The 20,828-nt window shown below is 67.5% G+C and carries 16 protein-coding genes; 5 read left to right on the forward strand and 11 right to left on the reverse strand.

The window, feature by feature from the left end; all coding sequences use genetic code 11:
* Positions 1-76: 76 nt before the first annotated feature.
* Positions 77-385, forward strand: a complete 309-nt coding sequence (locus U8L64_RS09030; RefSeq protein WP_043297061.1) for a hypothetical protein — start codon at positions 77-79, stop codon at positions 383-385.
* Here U8L64_RS09030 and U8L64_RS09035 read toward each other — a convergent pair.
* Positions 372-2,045 (reverse strand): bifunctional protein-serine/threonine kinase/phosphatase, encoded by a 1,674-nt coding sequence (locus U8L64_RS09035; RefSeq protein WP_077683061.1) that lies wholly within the window; start codon positions 2,043-2,045, stop codon positions 372-374. The two genes, U8L64_RS09030 and U8L64_RS09035, sit on opposite strands and share 14 nt — an antisense overlap.
* A gap of 19 nt (positions 2,046-2,064) precedes the next feature.
* Entirely contained in the window at positions 2,065-3,276 is a 1,212-nt protein-coding gene (locus tag U8L64_RS09040; protein ID WP_333396311.1) for an MFS transporter, read from the reverse strand.
* A gap of 361 nt (positions 3,277-3,637) precedes the next feature.
* Here U8L64_RS09040 and U8L64_RS09045 point away from each other — a divergent pair, with 361 nt between their 5' ends.
* The gene (locus tag U8L64_RS09045) at positions 3,638-4,582 is read left to right on the forward strand and encodes a 1-phosphofructokinase family hexose kinase (RefSeq protein ID WP_333396313.1); all 945 of its coding nucleotides are present in this window, start codon (positions 3,638-3,640) and stop codon (positions 4,580-4,582) included.
* Between the two features lie 16 nt (positions 4,583-4,598).
* Here U8L64_RS09045 and U8L64_RS09050 read toward each other — a convergent pair whose 3' ends face one another.
* The 8 genes from U8L64_RS09050 to U8L64_RS09085 form a co-directional block, all read right to left on the reverse strand.
* On the reverse strand, positions 4,599-5,189 hold the full coding sequence (locus tag U8L64_RS09050; RefSeq protein WP_333396316.1) for an ANTAR domain-containing response regulator: 591 nt from the start codon (positions 5,187-5,189) through the stop codon (positions 4,599-4,601).
* The gene (locus tag U8L64_RS09055) at positions 5,189-6,409 is read right to left on the reverse strand and encodes a CmpA/NrtA family ABC transporter substrate-binding protein (protein ID WP_043297413.1); all 1,221 of its coding nucleotides are present in this window, start codon (positions 6,407-6,409) and stop codon (positions 5,189-5,191) included. The genes U8L64_RS09050 and U8L64_RS09055 overlap by 1 nt, the downstream gene beginning before the upstream one ends.
* 108 nt (positions 6,410-6,517) lie before the next feature.
* A complete protein-coding gene (locus U8L64_RS09060; RefSeq protein WP_333396343.1) occupies positions 6,518-8,140 on the reverse strand; it encodes a BatD family protein in 1,623 nt (540 codons plus the stop codon).
* The gene (locus U8L64_RS09065; protein ID WP_333396346.1) at positions 8,137-9,852 is read right to left on the reverse strand and encodes a VWA domain-containing protein; all 1,716 of its coding nucleotides are present in this window, start codon (positions 9,850-9,852) and stop codon (positions 8,137-8,139) included. Before U8L64_RS09065 ends, U8L64_RS09060 begins: the two co-directional genes overlap by 4 nt.
* Positions 9,849-10,868 carry a vWA domain-containing protein gene (locus tag U8L64_RS09070; protein ID WP_333396348.1) on the reverse strand — a complete coding sequence of 340 codons (1,020 nt, stop codon included), beginning with the start codon at positions 10,866-10,868 and terminating at the stop codon, positions 9,849-9,851. Before U8L64_RS09070 ends, U8L64_RS09065 begins: the two co-directional genes overlap by 4 nt.
* A complete protein-coding gene (locus U8L64_RS09075; protein ID WP_213663627.1) occupies positions 10,861-11,361 on the reverse strand; it encodes a DUF4381 domain-containing protein in 501 nt (166 codons plus the stop codon). The genes U8L64_RS09070 and U8L64_RS09075 overlap by 8 nt, the downstream gene beginning before the upstream one ends.
* Entirely contained in the window at positions 11,358-12,317 is a 960-nt protein-coding gene (locus U8L64_RS09080) for a DUF58 domain-containing protein (protein ID WP_008570136.1), read from the reverse strand. Before U8L64_RS09080 ends, U8L64_RS09075 begins: the two co-directional genes overlap by 4 nt.
* A 1-nt stretch (position 12,318) precedes the next feature.
* Positions 12,319-13,278, reverse strand: a complete 960-nt coding sequence (locus tag U8L64_RS09085) for an AAA family ATPase (protein WP_003289560.1) — start codon at positions 13,276-13,278, stop codon at positions 12,319-12,321.
* 186 nt (positions 13,279-13,464) lie between these two features.
* On the opposite strand from U8L64_RS09085, the gene U8L64_RS09090 reads away from it, so the two are divergent.
* Positions 13,465-18,327: an NAD-glutamate dehydrogenase gene (locus tag U8L64_RS09090; RefSeq protein WP_333396357.1), complete on the forward strand. Its 4,863-nt coding sequence runs from the start codon at positions 13,465-13,467 to the stop codon at positions 18,325-18,327.
* Between the two features lie 44 nt (positions 18,328-18,371).
* Here U8L64_RS09090 and U8L64_RS09095 read toward each other — a convergent pair whose 3' ends face one another.
* Positions 18,372-19,268 carry a DUF6685 family protein gene (locus tag U8L64_RS09095; RefSeq protein ID WP_234302460.1) on the reverse strand — a complete coding sequence of 299 codons (897 nt, stop codon included), beginning with the start codon at positions 19,266-19,268 and terminating at the stop codon, positions 18,372-18,374.
* 187 nt (positions 19,269-19,455) lie between these two features.
* On the opposite strand from U8L64_RS09095, the gene U8L64_RS09100 reads away from it, so the two are divergent.
* Positions 19,456-19,677 (forward strand): DUF2835 domain-containing protein, encoded by a 222-nt coding sequence (locus U8L64_RS09100; protein ID WP_234302459.1) that lies wholly within the window; start codon positions 19,456-19,458, stop codon positions 19,675-19,677.
* Positions 19,678-19,767: 90 nt separating this feature from the next.
* On the forward strand, positions 19,768-20,799 hold the full coding sequence (locus U8L64_RS09105; protein ID WP_102829230.1) for a quinone-dependent dihydroorotate dehydrogenase: 1,032 nt from the start codon (positions 19,768-19,770) through the stop codon (positions 20,797-20,799).
* Positions 20,800-20,828 lie beyond the last annotated feature (29 nt).

Consider the following 20,828-nt stretch of genomic DNA (forward strand, 5'->3'; position numbering starts at 1 on the left):
ATACCGCTAAAGCGCTGGTTCCGGTGAAGCCTCCCACCGCTGCCCAGCGGAACTCGTGAGGCGGAATCTCCAAAGCATGAACGCAACGCACGCACAGCTACGCCTGGCCCCGATCACCAGCGGCCTGATCCGTTCCAATCCCAAGGTTCTTCTCGGCGGCGCTCACCAGCCGTCCCTGCTGCGCTACCTCGATGGCTGGCCACGGCGCAACAGCCGCTCGCGCGCGCTGCTGGTGCAGTTCGCCGGTGCCGGTGAATCCCTCGCGCGCTTCGCCGACGACAGTTTCGACCTCGCGGTTATCCAGTCGCCTTCGCCGGAAAACCTCGACGAATGCATCCGCGAACTGACCCGCGTGGCACGGCAGGGCTTGATCACCCGTCGCTGAGCAGCGCTAGCCACAACAGCAGATTCGCCAGCAGCGAGAGCAGCGCCAGGCCACGCCAGACTTTCAGTGGTTCGCGCTCCAGCCAGGGGCGCGGACGCTCCGGCGCAGCCGGACATTCCCCCTGTTCGAGGCGCAGCAGCCATTGCTCGGCGGTTTCGTAGCGCTGTTGCGGATCAACGGCAACCGCCTGCGCCAGCAGCATATCCAGCCATGCCGGCAGGTCCGGGCGATAGCGGCCGAGCGGAGTCGGCACGCCGAAGCGGCGGTGCTGAAAGGGTTCGATTTCACCGTACGGATACTGCCCGCTGAGCAGGTAGTAGAGGGTGACGCCCACGGCATAGAGATCCTGACCCACGCTCGGCGCGGCACCGGCGAACGCCTCCGGGGCGAGGAAGCTCGGTGTGCCGGGCAGGCTGCCGGGCGCCTGGCGTGACAGCCCCGGACAGAACGCCAGGCCGAAGTCGAGGATGCGCAGCTCGCCGTCGTTATCGATGTGCAGGTTCTCTGGTTTGATGTCGCGGTGCAGGATGTTGCGTCGGTGCAGCAGGCCCACCGCGCGGATCAGCTGCGTGGCCAGCGGCAGCCACTCGTCCAGGTTCAGCGGACCGGCTTGCCGCACGCGCTCGGCCAGCGTTTGACCCGTGTATTCACGCTGCACGTAGTACAGCTGCTGGCGCCGTGGCAGCGGGTGCAACTGGGCGACGCTGCGTGCGGCGGCGCGACGCATGAACCATTCTTCCTGCAGCAGGGCCGTCGCTGCCTCGGGGTCGTCCCGGCGACTGGCCGGCAGGGTTTTCAGCAGCCAGGCCTGCGCGTGTGCGTCGCGCACGCGATACAGCAGGGACTGGCGCGACGCGTGCAGCAGGCTTTCCACCCGCCAGCCTTCGAACAGCTGGCCGGCGCGTAGCGATGGCGGCAACGGCCAGTGCGGCAACTGCGCCAGCGCGTCGGCCAGCACCGCATCGGGCAGGGCGTCGATGCGCAGCAGCAGGGCACTGGCGTTGTCCTGACCGCCGTTGCGATGAGCAAGTTGAACCAGCGTGCGAGCCGCCTCGCCGAGGTCCGGCTGTTCGCCCAGCAGCCGCGCGATGGTGCGCTCGTCGACGCTCGCCCAGACGCCATCGCTGAGCAGCATGAAGCAATCGCCGACCTGCAATTCGCCGTCCAGATAGTCCATCCGCAGATGCTGATCCAGCCCCAGCGCGCGCTTCAGCACGTGCTGCATGCCGGCCTGCTCCCACACATGGTCCTCGGTCAGCCGCTGCAGCTGTCCGCCCTGCCAGCGATAGGCGCGGCAGTCGCCGATATGCGCGAGGGTAAAACGCCGGCCGCGCAGGACCAGCGCGGTCAGGGTCGTCAGCAACGGCTGGCCGCCGCCACTGGCCTGCAGCCAGCGGTTGTGCGCGACCAGCACGCGGTCCAGCGCCTGAGCCACGGCCCAGGTTTCCGGGGTGGCGTAGTAGTCCAGTGCCAGCGCCTGCAGTGTCGCCCGCGCGGCCAGCCCGCCGTCGGCGCACTGGCTGACGCCGTCGGCCAGAGCGAACAGGCAGCCCTTGCTGGCGGCCAGCCAGGGCACCGGCGTGGCCACGCGGATGGCGTCCTGGTTCTCCTCACGCGGGCCGGTGGCGCTGGCTTCGCCGAAAGACAGCTGCAAAGACACGGCGACCCCTCCGACTGCGCTAGATCCGCGCGGCGGTTACGGCCGCCGAGCCCCAGGTGGTGCGCCAGCGGCGCTTGACGCCCTGCAGGCCGAACCAGGCCACCACGCCGAGGCTGGCGAACAGCCACAGGCCGAGCTGGTAATCGCCGGTGAACTGCTTGATCGCGCCGAGCCCGGCGGTGAGCAGGAAGCCACCGATACCGCCAGCCATGCCGACCAGCCCGGTCATCACGCCGATCTCCTTGTGAAAACGCTGCGGCACCAGCTGGAACACCGCACCGTTGCCGGCCCCCAGGCTGAGCATGGCAACCACGAACAGCGCCAGCGCAGCCGAGGCGCTCGGCAGGTTGAAACCCACCGCGGCAATGCAGATCGATGCCACCGTGTACATCACCAGCAGCGCGCGGATGCCACCGATGCGGTCGGCCAGCGCGCCACCGAGTGGGCGCAGCAGGCTGCCGGCGAACACGCAGGCGGCGGTGTAGTAGCCGGCCTTGACCGGATCGAAGGCGTACTGGTCGTAGAAGTAGCCGGGCAGGGTGCTGGCCAGGCCGAGGAAGCCGCCAAAGGTCACGCTGTAGAAGAACATGAACCACCAGCTGTCGCGGTCACCCAGAGCCTTCAGGTAATCGGCGACAGATTTCGGCTTGGGTCGGTTAGGCGCATTCTTCGCCACGCTGGCGAAGATGCCGAGCGTCAGTACCAGCGGGATCAGCGCCAGGCCGAACACGTTATTCCAGCCGAACATCGAAGCCAGCACCGGCGCGAACAGCGCCGCCAGCACGGTGCCCGAGTTGCCCGCGCCGGCGATGCCCATCGCCTTGCCCTGATGCTCGGCCGGATACCACTGCGAGGCCAGCGGTAGCGCCACGGCAAACGACGCGCCAGCCATGCCGAGGAACAGGCCGAGCAGCAGCGCCTGTTCATAACTGCGGATGCCATGCAGCCAGGCCACCAGCAGCGCGCCGATCACCACGACCTGGCCCAGCAGCCCGGCGCTTTTGGGCGAGGTGCGGTCGGCCAGCATGCCGAGCATCAGGCGCAGCACCGCGCCGGAAAGAATCGGTGTGGCGACCATGAAGGCGCGTTGCTGGGTGGTCAGGCCCAAGTCCGCGGCGATCTGCACGCCGAGCGGGCCCAGCACGTACCAGACCATGAAGCTCAGGTCGAAGTAGAGGAAGGCGGCAAACAGGGTCGGCGCATGGCCGGCTTTCCAGAAACTCGTGTTCATCGTTCGGCTCCAGTTCGGAAGGCGCGGCGGCGCTGCCGTCGCGCATGAGGCGGTTGCTTCGTGGCCCCGGCAGCGGGACGGAAACGACAAAGGCGCCGCAGCACACCTGCCGGAACAGGGTGATGCGACGCCTTTGTCGGGGATCGGTAGCCGCCGTTGGTTACCGTTACAGAGCGTTGAGCAGAAAGCGTGCCAGGCGCTGGAGCGTGCTGTGGTGCGGCGTGCGGGCAACGCTGGTGGCCGGTTTATGCTGCCGATGCGCGCTTATGGCGCATGCTGGGTGCAAATCGGGGCGCTGACGCACGGCGCCGGGCTGCTGGTAGGCTTATCGTCAGGCGACTGCAATCGCAAGGAGTGAACGATGACGCGTATCGCCACGCTGACCCTCAACCCGGCGATGGACCTGGCTGTCAGCACGGCACGGGTGCTGCCCACCGAGAAGCTGCGCTGCGCGCATCCGCGTCACGACCCCGGTGGCGGCGGCATCAACGTGGCGCGGGTGGTGCGCATCCTCGGGGGCGACTCGCTGGCCGTCTATCCCGCCGGCGGCCCGTTCGGCGATCTGTTGCGCCGCGCGCTGGACGACATCGGTCTGGCGCATCTGCCGGTGGCGATCGCCGGCGACACCCGCGAGAGCTTCACCGTCGACGAGCAGGAAACCGGGCTGCAGTACCGCTTCGTGCTGCCCGGCCCAGTGCTCGGCGAGCAGGAGCGCCTGGGCTGCCTGGCCGCGTTGCGCGGGCTGCATCCGGCGCCGGGCTATCTGGTGGTCAGCGGCAGCTTCACGCCTGGCATCGAGCCGGCGTTCTTCGATGAACTGCTGGCGCTGGCGCGGCAGATCGGCGCGCGGCTGGTGATCGACCTGTCCGGCGAGCCGCTGGCCTACGCCGCGCGGCGCGGTGGCGCTTACCTGATCAAGCCGAGCCTGAACGAACTCGCCGGTCTCATGGGTCGGCCGCTGGAAAGCGAGACGGCGCAGGCGGCGGCGCTGCGTGAGCTGATCCAGCGTGGCGCTGCCGAGATCATCGTGCTGTCGCTGGGGGCGCAGGGCGCGCTGTTCACCTGTGGCGACCGGCTCGAACGCCTGCCTTCACCGGCGGTGCCGGTGGTCAGCGCGGTAGGTGCCGGCGACAGCATGCTGGGTGCTATCGTGCACGCCCTGGCGCAAGGCTATGAGCTAGGTGCGGCGGTGCGTTTCGGCGCGGCGGCCGGCGCAGCGACAGTGATGCGTCCGGGCACCCAGCTCTGCCTGCGCACGGATGTCGAGCGACTGTTCGCCGGGCAAGCGCTCGACGCCGGCGCGTGAGCCCACCGCCTGCCGCTCAGTGACCGAGCAGTTCGTTCATCGCGATGATCTGTTCGGCCACCTGGATCAGCTTCTGCTGCCGGCTCATGGCCTGGCGCCGCATCAGCGTGTAGGCCTCGTCCTCGTTGCATTCGCGCATCTTCATCAGCATGCCCTTGGCCAGCTCGATGCGCTTGCGCTCGGCAAGCTGCTGATCGCGGGCATGCAGCTGGGCGCGCAGCGCCTGGTCACTCTCGAAGCGCGCCATCGCCACGTCGAGAATTGGCTTCAGTCGCCGCGCGTGGATGCCCTCGACGATATAGGCGCTGACCCCGGCACCGATGGCCTGGCGCATGGCATTTGGGTCGTCGTCATCGGTGAACAGCACGATCGGCCGCGGGCGATCGCGGCTGACCAGCACGACCTGTTCCATCACGTCGCGGCCGGGGGAGTCGGTATCGATCAGCACCACGTCCGGGCGCACGGTCTCGACGCGTTCGGGCAGGTCGATGATCGAGCTGCAGGCGTCGATGACCTCGAAGCCGGCGTCGACCAGCGCGCTGCGCAGGCGTCCGACCTTCTTCGGCGTATCGTCGACCAGTAGGATGCGCAGCGCTTCGCTCTGCATCAGCGTTTACCTCCCGAGGCATCGTCGGCCAGCGCATGCAGGTCGAAGCTGCGGGCGTAGGCGGCCGGGTCGCTGCCGTCCCAATGGCTGTCGCCCAGCAGCAGGCTACTGCGATTCGACGCAGCAGGAACGGCAACACCCAACGCACCGGCGGCGTCCCGATACAGCGCGGTCTGCTGCACGGCTCGGGCCACGGCGTGGTAGTCCGGGTCATGCCGCAACAGGCCCCAGCGGCGCAGCTGGGTCATGAACCAGACGCCGTCGGAATGGAATGGCATATTCACTGCGCCGTCGGCGAAGAAACGCAGCGGATGAGCGTCCTGCCAGGCGTTGCCGAGGCCGTCGCAGTAATGCCCGAGAAAGCGCGGCGCGATGGCCGTCAGCGGTGCGTCGACGTAGTCGCGGGCGGCGATCAGTTGCGCGGTGCTGCGGCGGTTCTCGTCGTTGCGCTCGATGAAACGGCTGGCGGCGAGCACCGCCATGATCAGCGCACGGGCGGTATTGGGGTATTGCTCGACGAACGCACGGGTGCAGCCGAGGACCTTTTCCGGGTGATCCGGCCAGATCGACTGGCTGGTTGCGAGGGTGAAACCGGTCTGTTCCGCCACGGCCTGTGCGCCCCAGGGTTCACCCGCACAGAAACCGTCGATGCGACCGTGACGCAGGTAGCCCACCATCTGTGCCGGCGGAACCACCAGGGTGCGCACGTCGCGCAACGGATGGATGCCGTGGGCGGCGAGCCAGTAATACAGCCACAACGCGTGGGTGCCGGTGGGAAAGGTCTGGGCGAAGGTCAGGCGTGCACCGCTTTGGCGCACGCAGCGGTGCAGCGCTTCGGCATCGGTCACGCCGGCTTCCTTGAGCGGCATCGACAGGCTGATGCTCTGGCCGTTTTGCGCCAGCCCCATGAGCACGGCCATGTCCACCGGCGCGCTGCCGCCGATGCCCAGATGCACGGCGTAGATCAGCCCATAGAGCCCGTGGGCGGCATCCAGCTCGCCGTCGAGCAGTTTGTCGCGCAGGCCGGCCCAGGAATGCTGGCGGCGCAGGTTGAGCGTCAGCCCGAACGGCTGGGCGAATCCCTGAGTGGCGGCGACGATCAGCGAGGCGGCATCGGTCAGTGCCATGAAGCCGAGGTTGATGCTGCTTTTCTCCGGAGCATCGCTTCCGGCAACCCAGGCGAGGACGTCATGGCTTGGTGAGCGGGGCGTTGCGGGCATGCGGGCGACCTTGTTGGTGCGGGCCGGCACGCAGTTCGCACCGGCTTCGATCAGCTCCGTAGCAAGCGATATGCCAGGACCGCTGCGGTCGGGCACACGGCGGTGGGGTCAGCGCGGGTACAAGGGTGGCAGCACGCCGGGTTCCTGCTCGGCGGCGGGTGTCTGCGCCGGCGGCAGGGTCTGGATCGCCTGCCAGAGCGCGTCGCCTTGCCAGCGTTGGCCGGTTTCGCTGTACAAGGCGCCGTTGAGTCCGTCGAGCGCATCGGACAGCGGCACGAAGCGCGCCGCCATGTCGGCGAGGGTTTCCGGTTGCTGGCGCGCCCAGGCGTCCAGCGCCTGGCGGGTGGCCTGGGTGTCGTTGGCCTGGCAGGCCCGGCGCAGATCATCCAGCAGGCTGCGGGGGGTGGGGCCGGGCTGCAGGGTGCGCACGGCCGGTTGGCGCCGCGCACGCCACCACAACGCGAAGCCGAGTGCGGTGGTGAGCGCGAACAGCGCGGTACTCAGCTGCCACGGCCACAGCAGCGCGCGCGGACGGGTGGGCGAGCCGGCCGGCAGCGGTTCCAGCGGTGGCTGGTCGAGGTTGGCGTTGGGCGCCACCTGCAGGGTGCGCGCGGCAAGCACGGTGCGTTCGAGGCGGTCCTCGAGGGTATTCCACCAGACCACTTCGATGGCCGGCAGCTGCAGCTCGCCGCTGCCGGTCGGCACCAGCGCCTCGCGTTCCTCGCGGCTGCCGATCAGGCCGTTGCTGTCCACTTCGTCGGCTAGGTTGGGCTGGTCCGGATAGCGGCGCAGGCCGGCGATACGCGCGGTGCCGATGGATGGCAGCTGCGCGCCGGACAGGCCTTCGGCCTTGAGCAGCAGGCTGCGGGTCAGGGCTTCGCCATGCATGGCCTGATCCGGCTCCGGGCTCCAGGCTTCCACCAGGGTTACTCGGGTGGCCGGCAGCCAGGGGGCGTCAGCCGGATAGCTGGCGGGCCTGGGCTTGACGTGCAGCGGGATGCTCGGCGACTTGACCTGCGTGGCCTTGCCCGGACGCGGGCCGAGCAGCGAACTGCCGCTGGCGACGGTGGTGGCGCTGAACAGCTGGCTGGGAATCAGCAGATCGCCGCTTTGCTGCGGGAACAGCGCATAGCGGATCTCGATCACGCCGTGGCGCAGGCCGTTGATGGTCTTCTCGTAGGTGCGTGGCTCGCCGAGGCGCTCCACCCGCGCGTTCTGCATCTGCAAGGGTGACAGGTTGCTGTCGTCGTACAGCGACACGGAGTGGAAGATACGCAGGGTGAGGATCACCTGCGCCTGAACGTAGACGCTGTCGCGGTCGAGGCTGGCGTCGATGAAGATCGGTGCCAGCTGGTCGCCGTCATCCGTGTTGCCCGAATCCTTTACCAGCAGCGTGATCGGCTCGCTGCGCAGCTCGCCCAGCTGCAGCGGCGGGATGACCAGCTGGCCGCTGCGCCGGGGGCGCAGGGTGGTGAGCCAGCGGGTGGTCGAGCGGGTTTCGCCCTGGACGTTGGACAGGCTGTTGAGCTGGCGGGTATCGAAGACCTCGAACAGCTCGTCCAGCGGCTGCAAGTCGGGCTTGCCGAAGACCGTGGCGTTACGCACCTCGAGGGTCAGTTCGAGGGTTTCATCGAGGCTCAGCTGCGTGCGATCGACACTGGCATGCAGGTCCGCGGAGTGGCTCGGGACAGCCAGGAGAGCGAGCAGTACAAAGGCCATCAGGCGGATCATCGATTCAGTTCCTGGCGCTTGCGTTGTTCGTAAAGGAATTTGCGGCGCAGCAGCTCGCCCGGATCGTCCGGAATCTGCCGTAGCCACTGCTCCATCGCCTGCTGGCGCTCGCGGGCTGGCAGGTCTTCGAGCGGCGTTGCGGGGTCCTCGGTATCCGCCTCGGCTGGCGGCGGTTCGCTGGCCTGCGACGCGTTGGCGGGCGCTTCGCTGGCGCCCGGTTCGGCGTTGGGCGGCGGCGTTGCCGGCTGTGTGGTGTCCGGCGTGGTGGGGCTGGTCTGTGAGGTGGGCGGCGGCGGTGATGTGGCACCGGGTTGCTCGCCGGTTTGCGGCTGCTCGGGTGCTGACTCCTGCTGGCGCTGGCGCAACAGTTCTTCGACCAGCGCCTTGTTGCGCTGTGCTGGCGCCAGGTCGGGTTGCCGCTCCAGCGCCTGTTCGTAGGCTTCGAGGGCGGCCTCCAGTTGCTCGCTGCGTGCCAGCGCGTTGCCGCGGTTGTAGTGGTCGCTGGCGCTGTCGCCGGTGGCGAAGCGTTCGGCGGCTGCCGCGTAGTCGCCGGCACGGTAGAGCGCGATGCCCTGCCAGCGCGGGTCGTCGAAGCGTTTGGCGGCCTCGTCCGGTCGCTGCGCCTGCAGCAGGCGCTGGCCCTGCTGATCCGGGCGCAGCCAGAGGTCGGCGAACTCCAGCGCGCGGGCCGGCTGCGGTTGCAGCAGCAGGAGCGGCAGGCAGAACAGCCAGCCGCGGCGTCCGGCACAGGCGGCGAGCAGCAGCAGCGGCAGCAGCAGCCAGTAGCCCTGGTCGAGCCAGGCGTCCAGGCGGGTGGTTTCGTCCTGCTTGAGCACGCCGCCGCTGGCCTCCAGCAGGCCGAGGTTGCGCAGGTCGGCGTCGTCCAGGCGTGCCTGCTGGTAGCGGCCGCCCAGTTCGGCGGCGAAACGGCGCAGGCCGGCGTTGTCCAGGCGCGGGATGAGAATGGCGCCGTGTTCGTCCTTGAGGAAGCTGCCGTCCTCGCCGGCGATCGGCGCGCCCTGTTCGCTGCCGATGCCGAGGATCGCCAGGCGCTCGCCGCGCCCGCCCAGCAGTTCGGCGATGTGTTGCTGTGCTGCATCGTCGATCGCACTGGTCATCAGCAGCAGCCGGCCGCGGCCGTGGGCCCCCTGTTCGAGCAGCGCCAGGCCTTGCGCCACGGCAAGATCGGCGCGCCGCCCGGGCTCTGGCATCAGTGCGGGGCTCAGCACGTTGAGCAGGTTGGCGGTGGTGGCGAGGTCGTCGGACAGCGGCACCAGCGTATGCGCGCTGCCGGCATAGACGACCACGGCGGTCTGCGCATCCGGACGGCTCTCGATCAGGTCGAGCAACTTGCGCTTGGCCTGTTCCAGGCGCGACGGCGGGCTGTCGGCGGCGAGCATGGCGGGCGTCGTTTCGAGCAGCACCACCCAGGGATCGGCGCGTTTCAGGCTGGGCTGCTCCAGGCGCTGCCAGCTCGGCCCGAGCAGGGCGAGGCAGGCCAGCAGCCAGGCCAGCCCCAGGGCGACCCACGGCAGGCGGCTGTTGCGCAGGCGGCCGCGGGTCAGCAGCGCGGCGTGGAACGCCTCGGGAAGCAGGCGCTGCCAGCGGCCGATCTGCCGCTGGCGGTGCCAGAGCCGCCACAGCAGCCAGATCAGCAGCGGTACGATCAGCAGCCAGAAGGGCCGCAGCAGATGCGGCCAGAACGCGCTCATCGACGTCGCTCCAGCGCTGCGGCGAGGCGTTGCAGCGGCGCCTGCCAGAGATCGGCGGCGACCAGCAGCAGGCTGATCAGCAGCGCTGCGCTGAGCGGCCAGGCATACAGCGGCTGGGCGATGCGGGCGCGGGCCGGCTGCTGCGCGGCCGGTTCGAGACGATCGAGGGTATCGCCGATGGCTTGCAGCTCGGCGCTCGAACGCGCACGGAAATAGCGACCACCGGTGCGCTCGGCGATCGCCTGCAGGGTCGCCTCGTCCAGCTCCAGTCCGGGATTGAAACCGAAGCGACTGAGCACTCCGCCTTCCTCGGCGTCGGCTCCGATGCCGATGGTGTGGATCTTCACCTGCTCGTCGGCAGCCAGCTGTGCAGCTATCAATGGTGCGACCTCGCCGCCGTTGTTGGCGCCATCGGTGATCAGCACCAGCACCCGGCTGTGTGCGGGGCGCTCGCGCAGGCGCTTGACGGCCAGGCCGATGGCGTCGCCGATGGCGGTGTTGCTGCCGGCGATGCCGACCACCGCGTCGTCCAGCCAGGTGCGCACGGTGCGCCGGTCGAAGGTCAGCGGCGATTGCAGGTAGGCCTTGCTGCCGAACAGGATCAGCCCGACGCGATCGCCGTGGCGGTCCTCAATGAAATCGCCGAGCAGCAGCTTGACCAGCTCCAGACGGCTGATTTGCTCGTCCTGCCATTGCATGTCGGGGTAATCCATCGAGCCGGAAACGTCCACCGCCAGCAGCAGGTCGCGCCCGCTGGTGGGCAGCGGCAGCGGCTCACCAAGCCATTGCGGGCGGGCGGCGGCGAACAGCAGCAGCAGCCAGATCGTCAGGTAGGGCAGCTGCTGACGCCATGCCGGCAGCGCAACGCGCGCGCGGCGGCCGGACAGGGTTTCCAGCTCGGCGAGAAAACTCACCTTGAGCGCCGCTTCGCCGCTGTCGGCCGCGGGCAGCAGCCAGCGCAGCAGCCAGGGCAGCGGCAACAGCAGCAGCATCCACGGCCAGGCCAGCTCAAACATGCTTGCGAATCCAGATTTCGACGGCCTGCTCCAGCCCGTCGATGGCCTTGTCGTCGAGCCGGCATTCGGCGCGGTAGGAGCCTTCGACCAGCACCATCCAGCGGGTCAGGCCGGCGGCCGGGCAGCGGCTGTCGAGAAACGCCAGCCAGGCGCGGCCGCTGAGCGTATGTGGGTGGTTGTCCGGGTAGCGCGTGCGGCACAGCCGCTTGAGCAGGGCGTTTAGCTGCTGCAGCCAGTGGCTGGCGGGCTGCCCGCCGTACGGCTTGATGAGCTTGGCCAGTTCGAGCAGGGCGGCCTGGCGTTGCGGGTCCAGCGGCGCTTCGGCGGGTGCGCGGCGCGGGCGCACCCGCTGCAGCAGACGGTAGCGCTGGTGCCACAGACCGGCAAAAGTGCCGATCAACAGCAGCGCCAGCAGCCACCAGCCCGGTGCCGGCGGCCACCAGGAAATCGCGGCTGGCAGGATCGGCGGTGCGAGTTGATCGAGCGGGTTCATGCGTGTGCCCCGGCGTGCTGCACGCTGAGGTGTTCGCGCAGTTGTTCGACCGGGTCGCGCTGCGTGTCGAGCGGCATCAGCGGTACGCGCAGGCGGTCGGCCAGGCGCTGCCAGCGAGCGCTGCGCGCCTCGCCCAGCTGGCGGTAGGTCTGGCGCAGCGTGGCGTCGTGGGTGTCCAGCTCCAGCCGCGCGCCGCGCTCGGCGAAGCGCAGCAGGCCGGCCGCGGGGAGGGCGTGGTCGAGCGGATCGAAGACCGGCAGCAGCAGCAGATCGACGTGCCGCGCCAGCAGGCTGAGCTGCTGCTCGGCGGTGTCGGTCAGGGTGCGTTCGTCGCACAGGATCACCGCCAGGCTGCCCGGACGCAGCACCTCCCGCGCGCGGCGCAGGGCCAGGCCGAAGGCATCCGCTTCGATAGGCGTATCGCTGTCGAGCCGGCCGTTGGCGCGGGCCAGGCGGTCGAGCAGTTGCAGTAGGCTCTGCTTGTTGCGCCGCGGTTTGATCTCGTGGTGCTCGGCGTTACCGAACACCAGCCCGCCAACCCGGTCGTTGTGCAGCAGCGCGGCCCAGCCGATCAGGCTGGCGGCCTCGGCGGCAAGCACCGACTTGAACACCCGCGCGCTACCGAAGAACAGCCGGCGGCTCTGTTCGACCAGCAGGTAGATGGGCCGCTCGCGCTCCTCATGGAACAGCTTGGTGTGGGGCTCCTGGGTGCGCGCGGTGACGCGCCAGTCGATGGTGCGCACGTCGTCGCCGGCCTGGTAGACGCGCACCTGATCGAAGTCCACGCCGCGTCCGCGCAGCTTGGAGTGATGCAGGCCGACCAACGGGCTGCGCCGATGCGGCGTGGAAAACAGCGGCACCTCGCGCACGCGATGGCGCAGGTCGATAAGTGCTTTCAGGCTGGTGCGCACGCCGGTTTCGGCCGGCGGCGCGGAGGGCTGCGCGGCCGGGTGCATTTCAGGCGACCGCGACCACGTCGAGGATGCGTTGCAGCACGCGGTCCTGGTCGATGCCGGCGGCTTCGGCCTCGAACGAGAGGATCAGGCGGTGGCGCAACACATCGAAGAGCATGGCCTGGATGTCTTCCGGGCTGACGAAATCGCGCCCGGCCAGCCAGGCATGCGCCCGCGCGCAACGGTCGAGCGAGATCGAGCCGCGCGGGCTGGCGCCGTAGGCGATCCATTCGGCCAGCTCGGCGTCGTACTTGGCCGGGGTACGCGTGGCCATGATCAGCTGCACCAGGTACTCCTCCACCGCGTCGGCCATGTACAGCCCGAGGATTTCCTTGCGCGCGGCGAAGATCGCCTGCTGGCTGACGCGGTGCTCCGGCGCGGTTTCGCCATTGATGGCCTCGCCGCGCGCCTGCTGCAGGATGCGGCGCTCCACCGAGGCGTCGGGAAAGCCGATCTTGACGTGCAGCAGGAAGCGGTCGAGCTGCGCCTCGGGCAGCGGGTAGGTGCCTTCCTGCTCGATGGGGTTCTGCGTGGCCATGACCAGAAACAGCGGCGGCAGGTCGTAGGTGCTGCGGCCGATGCTGACCTGGCGCTCGGCCATCGCCTCGAGCAGCGCCGACTGCACCTTGGCCGGCGCGCGGTTGATTTCGTCGGCCAGCACCAGGTTGTGGAAGATCGGCCCCTGCTGAAAGACGAAACTGCCGGTTTCCGGGCGGTAGATCTCGGTGCCGGTGATGTCCGCCGGGAGCAGGTCGGGGGTGAACTGGATACGGTGGAACTCGGCTTCCAGGCCTTCGGCCAGCTCCTTGATCGCGCGGGTCTTGGCCAGGCCGGGGGCGCCCTCGACCAGCATATGGCCATCGGCGAGCAGGGCGATCAGCAGGCGCTCGATCAGGCGGTCCTGCCCGAGGATCTGGGTGGAAAGGAACTGTCGCAGCGCGATTATCGACTCACGATGATCCATCGTTTCAAGGCTTCCGGTGGGGAGGAAACGCCGGCGTGCCCGGCTGCTGGCGTGCGGCCCCGCGCCGCGCCGGCGAGCGCGTCACTTTACTGCATTTGCGGGCATCTGGACTAACGTTGAACCATGAGCCTGTGGCCTCGGTCACTACCGACGGTCCCCCTTTCTGTAAGCCAGATGGAGCATTTCATGGCGTTCTTCACCGCTGCCAGCAAGGCCGATTTCCAGCAGCAGTTGCAATCGGCCCTGGCACAACACGTAGACGGACAGCTGCTTGCCCAGCTGGCGCTGTTCGCCGAGCAGTTCTTCGGCATTGTTGCGCTGGCCGAACTTACCGAGCGACGTATGAGCGACCTGGTCGGCTCGACCCTGGCGTCCTGGCGCCTGCTGGAGCGCTTCGAGCCGGAGCATCCGCAGGTGCGGGTATTCAACCCGGACTACGAGAAGCACGGCTGGCAGTCGACGCACAGCGTGGTCGAAGTGCTGCACCCGGACATGCCATTTCTGGTCGACTCGGTGCGCATGGAACTGACGCGCCGCGGCTACAGCATCCACACCCTGCAGAATAGCGTGCTGCAGGTGCGCCGCGCGGCCGATGGCAGCCTGCTCGAGCTGTTGCCGGCGGATGTGGTCGCTGACGACAGCTCGGTCGAGTCGCTGATCTTCATCGAGATCGACCGCTGCGCCAGCCCAACTGATCTGCGTGAGCTGGAGCAGGCGCTGCTCGGCGTGCTGGCCGATGTGCGGCTGGCGGTTGGTGATTTCCATGCGATGAAGAGCAAGGTGGCGGAGGTGCGCACCCTGGTGCAGGCGGGCGATCTGGCCCAGCGCATCGATGGCGACGAGCTGGCGGAAATCGAGGATTTTCTCGATTGGCTGGCCGATGATCATTTCACCTTCCTCGGCTACGAGGAATTCACTCTCAGCGACTCACCCGAAGGCGGCTGCATTGTCTACGACGAGGGCTCTCTGCTCGGACTGTCGCGCAAGCTGCGGGTCGATCTGAGCGCTGAGGAACGCTCGCTGCTGCCGTCGTCGCTGGCTTATCTGCGCGAGCCGCTTCTGTTGTCGTTCGCCAAGTCGTCGACGCCCTGTCGCGTGCATCGTCCGGCTTATCCGGATTTCGTCTCGATACGGGAGTTCGATGCCCACGGCCAGGTCGTGCGCGAGTGCCGTTTCATGGGCCTGTTCACCTCGTCGGTGTACACGCAGAGCGTGCGGCGCATCCCCTACATCCGGCGCAAGGTCGATGCGGTGGTGCGACGTTCCGACTTCGGCGGTTCGACGCATCTGGCCAAGGAGCTGGTGCAGGTGCTGGAGATGTTGCCGCGCGACGAGCTGTTCCAGGCTTCCGAGCGGGAGCTGTACGAGAACGCCGTGGCCATCGTGCAGATTCAGGAACGGGCGCGGTTGCGCCTGTTCCTGCGCTTCGATCCGTACCGGCGCTTCTGCTATTGCCTGGTCTACGTGCCGCGCGACAGCTATTCGACCGAGTCGCGCATGCGCATGCAGCAGGTTCTGCTGGATCGCTTGCAGGCCAGTGATTGCGAGTTCTCCACCTACTTTTCCGAGTCGGTGCTGATTCGCGTGCAGTTCATCCTGCGCCTGGACCCCAGCCGGTTGCCGGAAGTCGATCCGCAACGGCTGGAGCAGGAGGTGCTGCAGGCCTGCCGCAGCTGGCAGGACGAGTACGCCGGGCTGGTGGTCGAACGCTTCGGCGAAGCGCAGGGCATTAACCTGCTCGGCGACTATCCCAAGGGCTTTCCGGCGGGCTACCGCGAGCGCTTCTCGGCGCAGTCGGCGGTGGTGGACATGCAGCACGTGCTCAGCCTGAGTGACGAGCGCCCGCTGGTGATGAGCTTCTACCAGCCGATCACCGCCGAGGAGAACCGCCTGCACTGCAAGCTCTACCACATCGATACGCCGCTGCCGCTGTCGGATGTGCTGCCGATCATGGAGAACCTCGGCCTGCGCGTGCTCGGTGAATTTCCGTTCCGCCTGCAGCACAAGAGTGGGCGCGAGTGCTGGATTCACGATTTCGCGTTTACCTATGCGGCAGGGCTGGAAATCGACCTGCTGGAAATCAACGAGCCGCTGCAGGATGCCTTCGTCAACATCAACAACGGCGCGGCGGAAAACGATGCCTTCAACCGCTTGGTGCTGACGGCCGGCCTGACCTGGCGCGAAGTGGCGCTGCTGCGCGCCTATGCACGTTACCTCAAGCAGATTCGCATGGGCTTCGACCTGGGCTACATCGCCAGCACGCTGCTCAACCACACCGATATCGCTCGCGAGCTGGTGCGCCTGTTCAAGATGCGTTTCTACCTGGCGCGCAAGCTCGGCGAGGATGACCTGGCCGACAAGCAGCAGCGGCTGGAGCAGGCCATCCTGACCGCGCTGGACGAGGTCGCGGTGCTCAATGAGGACCGCATCCTGCGGCGCTACCTGGCGCTGATCAAGGCGACCCTGCGGACCAACTTCTACCAGCCGGACGCGAATGGCCGGGCCAAGGAATACTTCAGCTTCAAGTTCGATCCGCGCGCGATCCCGGAAATGCCGCGGCCGATCCCGATGTTCGAGATATTCGTCTATTCGCCGCGCGTCGAGGGCGTGCACCTGCGGGCCGGCAAGGTGGCGCGCGGCGGTTTGCGCTGGTCCGATCGCGAGGAGGACTACCGCACCGAGGTGCTCGGCCTGGTCAAGGCGCAGCAGGTGAAGAACGCCGTGATCGTGCCGGGGGGTGCCAAGGGCGGCTTCATCCCGCGCCGCCTGCCGGCCGGCGGTTCGCGCGACGAGATCCAGGCCGAGGCGATTGCCTGCTACCGCATTTTCATCAGCGGTCTGCTGGATCTCACTGACAATCTCAAGGACGGCCAGGTGGTGGCGCCGGCCGGCGTGCTGCGCTATGACGCGGACGATCCCTACCTGGTGGTGGCTGCGGACAAGGGCACGGCGAGCTTCTCCGATATCGCCAATGGCATCGCCGCCGAGTACGACTTCTGGCTCGGCGACGCCTTCGCCTCCGGCGGCTCGGCCGGGTATGACCACAAGAAGATGGGCATCACGGCGCGCGGCGCCTGGGTCTCGGTGCAACGGCACTTTCGCGAGCGCGGGATCGATGTGCAGCGCGATGCCATCAGCGTGATCGGCATCGGCGACATGGCCGGCGACGTGTTCGGCAACGGCTTGCTGATGTCGCCTGCCGTGCAGCTGGTGGCGGCGTTCAACCACCTGCACATCTTCGTCGACCCCGATCCGGACCCGGCACGCAGCTTTGTCGAGCGCCGGCGGCTGTTCGAGTTGCCGCGTTCGGCCTGGACCGATTACGACAGCACGCTGATCTCGCCCGGCGGCGGCGTGTTCTCACGATCGGCCAAGCGCATCGTCATCACTGCGCAGGTGCGCGAACGTTTCGCCATCGACGCCGAAGAGCTGACGCCGAACGAGCTGATCAATGCCTTGCTCAAGGCGCCGGTCGATCTGCTGTGGAACGGCGGCATCGGCACCTACGTCAAGAGCAGTACAGAAACCCATGCCGACGTCGGTGACAAGGCCAACGACGCGGTGCGTGTGGACGGCAACGAGCTGCGCGCCAAGGTGGTGGGCGAGGGCGGCAACCTTGGCATGACCCAGCTGGGGCGCGTGGAGTTTGCGCTGCATGGCGGCAGCAGCAACACCGATTTCATCGACAATGCCGGTGGCGTGGACTGCTCCGACCACGAGGTGAACATCAAGATTCTGCTAAACGAGCTGCTGGCCGCCGGCGATATGACCGGTAAGCAGCGCGACCAGCTGCTGCACGAGATGACCGACGCGGTCGCCGAACTGGTGCTGTACGACAACTACAAGCAAACCCAGGCCCTGTCACAGGCTCAGTACCGCTCGCGCGAGCGCGCCGGTGAATACGTGCAGCTGATCGCGGCGCTGGAAAGCGAAGGACTGCTCGATCGCAAGCTCGAGTTCCTGCCTAGCGACGACGCGCTTGCCGAACGGGCTGCGCTGGGCAAGGGGCTGACCCGTCCGGAGCTGTCGGTACTGATTTCCTACAGCAAGATCGAGCTGAAGGAGGCGCTGCTCAAGTCACGTGTGCCGGATGACGATTACCTCGCCCGCGAAATGGAGAGTGCTTTTCCGCAGCTGCTCGGCGAGCGCTACCGCGACGTCATGCTGCGCCATCGTCTGCGGCGCGAGATCGTCAGCACGCAGATCGCCAACGATCTGGTCAATCACATGGGTATCACCTTCGTTCAGCGGCTCAGCGAGGCTACTGGCATGAGTGCCGCCAACGTCGCCGGTGCTTATGTGATCGTGCGCGACATCTTCCATCTGCCGCACTGGTTCCGGCAGATCGAGGCGCTGGACTACAAGGTGCCGGCCGAACTGCAGCTGCGGCTGATGGATGAGCTGGTCCGGCTCGGCCGACGGGCAACCCGCTGGTTCCTGCGCAACCGCCGCAGCGAGCTGGACGCCGCCCGCGACGTTGCGCATTTCGGTCCGCGTGTCGCCGCGTTGGGGCTCAAGCTCGACGGGCTGCTCGAAGGTTCGACGCGTGAACTCTGGCAGTCGCGTTACCAGCGCTACACCGCCGCGGGCGTTCCGGAACTGCTCGCGCGAATGGTGGCCGGCACCAGCCACCTCTATACCTTGCTGCCGATTCTCGAGGCGGCGGACGAAACCGGGCAGCCACCGATCAAGGTCGCATCGACCTATTTCGCCGTTGGCGGCGCGCTGGAGCTGCCCTGGTATCTGCAGCAACTCACCAGCCTCCCGGTGGAGAGTACCTGGCAGGCACTGGCGCGCGAGGGCTTTCGTGACGATCTCGACAGCCAGCAGCGCGCTATTACCGTGTCGATTCTGCAGATGGAAAGTGGCGCACAGCAGCCGGCCGCCTGCGTCATGGCATGGCTGGAGCAGCGTGGCTATCACGTCGATCGCTGGCGCGGCATGCTGGCCGAGTTGCGCGCCACCAGCACGCCCGACTACGCGATGTACGCCGTAGCCAGCCGCGAGCTGCAGGATCTGGCGCAGGCGCCCGCGGGGCATGGCGACTAAGGGGGGAGTGTGGCGGCTAGGGATAGCCGCCATTGTGGACGGTCTTACGCGTCTTGCGGCTGGCCGAGCTTGAAGCGGGTGATCTGCGGCAGGTTGCGCAGATAGCGCACCATGTCCGGCGCGCCGGCACGTTTCAGCCCTTCGCCGATGGCGCTGGCGGTGGGGTGGTGTTTCTCCAACAGCAGCAATTCCGAGTTGCTGGCGTCGCGCAGCACGGTCAGGCGCGCATAAGGCACCTGCGTGTCGAGCAGCAGCGCCATGAACTCCGCATCGCTCCAGGCCTGGGCGGGCATCGCGATGGCGTGGTACTGCTCGTCCAGCGCGCGCAGTCCGGCCCGGTCGAGGCGATAGACGACAAGCTCGGCAGGCATGAGCAGCTCCAGGCCACGCAGGCGCGCGTAGGCCACCGCACTGGCGAATGCCTCGACATGGTGCTCACCCGCCCAGTACAAGCGCTCGCCCAGCCAGCCGGCCTGGCGCAGCTCGATGGGCTCACCCTGTGCATGGCCGGGCAGGGCGATGCCGAGGGTACGCAGGAAGTCCTTGTAGCTGATGATGCGAGTGCGCCGGCAAGCCTCGGTGGCGGCGAATGCTTCGATGCTCGAATAGGCGATCCCGTCTGGGCTCTGGCCGCCGAGGCCGTCGATCTGGCGCAGGTCCATGCTGGTCAGAGACTGGCTGTCTTTTTGAATCAACCGGCTCAGCGCAGCATGCGCGCGCGCCTTGTCTTCCTGTACCGGACCCGAAAGCGCACCGCGCGGCAGCTCCAGTAGACGCTGCAGGCACGGACCGTCGTTCCAGAAAATGCTTGGCTCCGGCTCGTAAAGCGGTGCGAAAGGCAGGTTCAGCCGACTCGCACGCTCGAGCGTCTGATGGCCGGGTTGCGCGCGCAGCCCCAGGCGCTGGGCCAGGCGGGTGAGGTGAGTGGACAGTGAAGGCATGGACTCGGGCAGGCTCGTCACGATGCTTGAGCTCGGAAAGTACGCTTGGGAGTGTGGCAGACCGAGCCGCGAAGCGCACCTGCCTTGCGCGCATGATGGGCCGGGTAGCGACGAGTCGATCGGCTATGGCGGCCGGAACGGTACGCCGATGTGCGAGGATTGTTGCAATTGAACACGAGGAGCCTCCATGCCTAGCCTGGTGCTGGATATCGCACTACCTGCCGAACGCCTGCTGGCTGCCTATCAAGGGCACGCCAACCGCGTCCTGCTACGCAGCCGCGACGGCAGACGAATCAGCCTACCGGTGCATCATCTGCGGCCCTTTGTGACTCGCGAAGGGGTATTTGGTTCCTTCGAGCTGGAATTTGCCGAGCAAGGCCAGCTGCTCGGCCTGCATCGCTTGCGTTGAGGTGCCTTCTGAGCAGCCTTGCAGGCGGCTGAAACACCGCGTCGCCTGCTATACTCCGCGGCCATTACTTCCCGAGATTCTAGGCTGCGTATGTATAACCTGGCCCGCCAGATGCTGTTCAAGCTGTCCCCGGAAACGTCTCACGAGCTGTCGCTCGATCTCATAGGCGCCGGCGGCCGTCTGGGTATCAACCGGTTGCTGAGCAAGTCGCCGGCCAGCCTGCCGGTGCGCGTCATGGGCATCGATTTCCCGAACCCGGTCGGGCTCGCTGCAGGCCTGGACAAGAACGGCGAGGCCATTTGCGGATTGTCGCAGCTGGGCTTCGGTTTCATCGAAGTCGGCACCGTCACGCCGCGCCCGCAGCCGGGCAATCCGAAGCCGCGCATTTTCCGCCTGCCGGAAGCCGAGGCGATCATTAACCGCATGGGCTTCAACAATCACGGCGTCGATGCGCTGCTCGCACGGGTGGATGCCGCGCATTTCAAGGGCGTGCTGGGTATCAACATCGGCAAGAACTTCGATACGCCAGTGGAGCGCGCCGACGAGGATTACCTGCTGTGCCTGGACAAGGTTTACCACCATGCCAGCTATGTGACCGTCAACGTGAGCTCGCCCAATACGCCGGGGCTGCGCAGCCTGCAGTTCGGCGACTCGCTCAAGCGCCTGCTCGAAGCGTTGCGCCTGCGCCGCGAGGATCTGGAGATCGAGCATGGCAAGCGGGTGCCGCTGGCGATCAAGATCGCCCCGGACATGACCGACGACGAAACCGTGCTGGTAGCCGAGGCGGTTCTGCAAGCGGGAATGGATGCGATCATCGCGACCAACACCACGTTGAGCCGTGAGGGCGTTGCAGGGTTGGCGCATGCCGACGAAGCAGGCGGATTGTCGGGCGCCCCGGTGCGCGAGAAATCCACCCATACCGTGCGCGTGCTGGCGCAGACCCTCAGCGGGCGATTGCCGATCATCGCCGTGGGCGGGATCACCGAGGGGCGCCATGCCGCTGAGAAGATCGCCGCCGGGGCGAGCCTGGTTCAGTTGTATTCGGGATTCATCTACAAGGGGCCGGCGCTAATTCGCGAGGCGGTGGACGCGATTGCCGAGTTGCGCGCGAAGGTGCAGTGACTAAGAGGTCGGAATCGGCCCGATGCGGG

This window comes from Pseudomonas sp. FIP_A4 (assembly GCF_036701605.1).
Classification (GTDB): Bacteria; Pseudomonadota; Gammaproteobacteria; order Pseudomonadales; family Pseudomonadaceae; genus Stutzerimonas; species Stutzerimonas phenolilytica.